3 protein-coding genes and 1 rRNA gene are annotated in these 3397 nt (G+C 71.0%); all 4 read right to left on the bottom strand.

The window, feature by feature from the left end; all coding sequences use genetic code 11:
* Nucleotides 1-95: 95 nt before the first annotated feature.
* Nucleotides 96-1271, bottom strand: coding sequence for an acetoin utilization protein AcuC (locus CCS38_RS29240; protein WP_223736346.1), 1176 nt, complete (start codon nucleotides 1269-1271; stop codon nucleotides 96-98).
* Nucleotides 1222-2499 (bottom strand): MFS transporter, encoded by a 1278-nt coding sequence (locus tag CCS38_RS29245; RefSeq protein ID WP_223736347.1) that lies wholly within the window; start codon nucleotides 2497-2499, stop codon nucleotides 1222-1224. The genes CCS38_RS29240 and CCS38_RS29245 overlap by 50 nt, the downstream gene beginning before the upstream one ends.
* A 105-nt stretch (nucleotides 2500-2604) precedes the next feature.
* Nucleotides 2605-3249 carry an HAD family hydrolase gene (locus CCS38_RS29250; RefSeq protein ID WP_223736348.1) on the bottom strand — a complete coding sequence of 215 codons (645 nt, stop codon included), beginning with the start codon at nucleotides 3247-3249 and terminating at the stop codon, nucleotides 2605-2607.
* 62 nt (nucleotides 3250-3311) lie between these two features.
* Nucleotides 3312-3397 (bottom strand): 5S ribosomal RNA (rrf, locus tag CCS38_RS29255); the annotation flags it as partial.

A 3397-nucleotide genomic window follows, 5' to 3' on the forward strand; every position in this document is an offset into this window, starting at 1 on the left:
CTCCCGCGCATGCCCCCTCCCGCCGTATGGGTAGGGGTTGAGTGGGGACCGTCGTCAGCGCTTCTGTATGCCGCCCGCCGCCGCCTCAAACCCCGTTACGGCAGCAGCCCATGGGCCGGGAACACCGCGCGGCGGGTCGCCAGGATCGCCTGGTCCAGCCGGTCCGCCGGGTCGTACCCGCTGTCCGCGAACTCCCGGAACACCGGCTCCCGGCCGTCCGTCATCCGCCGCGGCCCCGGCTGCCGCGTCAGCCGGTACACCTCGTGCCGCCACTCCTCCGGGATGTCCGTCGCCGGGTCCAGCGGCTGCCCCGCCGCGATCGCCACCAGGTGCGTCCAGGTCCGCGGCACCACGTCGATCACCGCGTAACCGCCGCCCCCGAGCGCCACCCAGCGCCCCTCGCAGTGCGCGTGCGCCAGCTGGTGACAGGTCTCGGCCACGGCGCGCTGCGCGTCCACGCTCACCGCCAAGTGCGCCAGCGGGTCCTCGAAATGGGTGTCGGCGCCGTGCTGCGTGACGATCACATCGGGCCCGAATCCGGCCACCAGCTCCGGCACCACCGCATAGAAAGCGCGCAGCCACCCTTCGTCGCCCGTACCGGCCGGCAGCGCCACATTCGCCGCGGTGCCCTCGGCGCCCTCGCCGCCGGTCTCCTCCGGCCAGCCGGTCTGCGGCCAGAGCGTGCGCGGGTGCTCGTGCAGCGAGATCGTCAGGACCCGCGGGTCCTCCCAGAACGCGGCCTGCACGCCGTCCCCGTGGTGCACATCCACATCGATGTACACCACCCGGCGCGCGCCCAGCTCCAGGAGCCGCGCGATGGCCAGCGCCGCGTCGTTGTAGATGCAGAAGCCCGCCGCGCCGCCCGGCATCGCGTGGTGCAGCCCGCCGGTGAAATTCACCGCGTGCAGCGCGTCCCCGCGCCACACCGCCTCCGCCGCGCCCACCGACTGCCCGGCGATCAGCGCCGACGCCTCGTGCATGCCCGCGAACGCCGGGTCGTCCACGGTACCGAGTCCGTACGCCACCTCCGCGGCCTTCGGATCGGCGGAGGCACGCCGTACCGCGTCGATGTAGTCCTCGCGGTGCACCAGGCGCAGTGTGGACAGGCCCGCCGCCTTGGCGGCAGCCACCTGTACCGGCCCGCGGTCGAGGCCGTACGCCTGGACCAGCCGCATGGTCAGCGCGAGCCGCACCGGGTCCATCGGGTGACCGGGCCCGAAGTCATAGCCCGTTACTGCTTCGTCCCACATCAGCTGTGCGCGGCCGCTCATGCCCGCCACCGTATCGGGCCCGCTCCCCACCGAACGATGGGGCATACACCAGTGTCACCAGTACGAGCACCATCGGCACGAGCATCGCCCCGCGATAGCTCCAGGCGTCACCCACCGCCCCGACGAGCGGCGAACCGACCAGAAAGCCCACATAGTTGAAGATATTCAGTCGCGCGACGGCCGCATCCGACGCTTCCGGACCGCCGCCCGCCGGACCGTGCGCCTCGTACGCCTGCCGGCCCGCCGCCGCAAACATCTGCGGCACGATCACGCACAGCCCCAGCCCCAGCAGCGTGAACCCGGCCATACCCACCCACGCGCCGGGCGCCACAGCCACCACCGCGAACCCGGCGGCCGCCACCACGGCCCCCGCCCGCACCACCGCAACCGGCCCGAACCTCCGCACCCCCAGGTCCCCGACGCTCCGCCCGAGAAGCGTGGTGACCATGTACACGTTGTACGGCACGGTCGCCAGCTGCTCCGAGCTCCCCAGCACGTCCTGCAGGTACTTCGCGCTCCAGTTGGAGACCGTCGAGTCCCCGATGTACGCGAAGGCCATCACCAGGCAGAGGGGCAGTAGGAATCGCAGGGAGGCGTCGATGGGGGCCGTCGCCGACCCGGCCCGGGCGGCAGCGCTCGGGCGTCGCCGCTGGTCGACGTACCAGCGCCCGGCGACCAGGACGGCCGGCACGGCGACCGCGGCGGTCGGCCCGTACAGCAGGGCCAGCGAGAGCCCCCAGTGCGCGCCCGCCCAGGCCAGCGAGGCACCCACGATCCCGCCGAGGCTGAACGCCGCGTGGAAGCCGAGCATGATGCTGCGTCCGTAGGCGCGCTGCAGGCTCACCCCGAGCATGTTCATCGACGCGTCCAGCGCCCCGACCGCCAGCCCGAACGTCCCCAGGGCCACGGCCACCTGGGCCAGGCCGCTCCCGGCCCCCACGCCCACCAGTGCCAGGCAGACCACCGGCTGTACGCATCGCAGGACAAGCCCGGGCCGTACCCGCTTCACCAGGCGCTCGGTTGCCACGCTGCCCACTCCGGCCAGGACGGGCACGGCGGCGAGGAAGGCGGGCAGCAGCGCGTCGGAGATCCCGTACCGGTCCTGGATCGCAGGGATCCGCGTGACAAGCAGCGCGAAGACCGCCCCTTGCACGAAGAAGCTCACGGCGAGCGCGGCCCGGCCGTGCCGGAGGCGGGGCTCGGGGGTGAGCCCGTTAGGGGCGGTCATGGCCGGACAGCGTAGAACTCGCCACTACCGATGGGTAGATGAATCACACAAGTGTCTCTGGGTGCTCCTGGTGCCTCTGGGCGCCTCTGAGTGACTCTGCGCGCCTCATACGAGGAGCGCCGGGAGGTTCGCCATCTCGGTGAAGAGCGCGGTCGCGCCCGCCAGCCGGTCGGCCGGGGTCATGGCCGTGAATCCGTACACGTCCATACCGGCCGCTATCGCCGCCTGCACGCCCAGCGGGCTGTCCTCGATCACTGCACACCGTCCGGGGGCGACGCCCATCTTCTCGGCCGCGTGCAGAAAGAGGTCGGGGGCCGGCTTTCCCCGTCCCACGTCCTCCGAGCTGAAGATGCGCTCGCCCGTGAACCAACGGTCGAGCCCGGTCTTCCGGTGCCCCACGCGAATGCGCTCGTGGCTCCCGGAGGATGCGACGCAGTACGGAGTGCCGGCGGCCACCAATTTCTCCAGCAGTTCCGGTACTCCGGTAACGGGCGTCAGCTCCTGCTCGAAAGCGGCGAAGACCCGCGCGTGGAAGGTGGTGTCGAAATCCGCCGGCAGACGCTGCCCGGTCCGCTCGGCGACGAGATCGTGCACCCGGTGCATCGCCGCACCCATGTAGTCCCGTATGGACTCCTCGTACGTCGTCGGATGCCCGAGGTCGGTCAGGTAGCCGGCCAGGATCGTATTCGAAATCGGCTCACTGTCGACGAGCACACCGTCGTTGTCGAAGATGACCAGGTCGTATCGCATAGGACCGACCCTAAACGCAGAAAAGCCCCGCACCAGAGGTGCGGGGCTTTCCCACAATGATTGTTCGGCGGCGTCCTACTCTCCCACAGGGTCCCCCCTGCAGTACCATCGGCGCTGAAAGGCTTAGCTTCCGGGTTCGAAATGTAAC

Source organism: Streptomyces purpurogeneiscleroticus (assembly GCF_020024005.1).
Classification (GTDB): Bacteria; Actinomycetota; Actinomycetes; order Streptomycetales; family Streptomycetaceae; genus Streptomyces; species Streptomyces purpurogeneiscleroticus.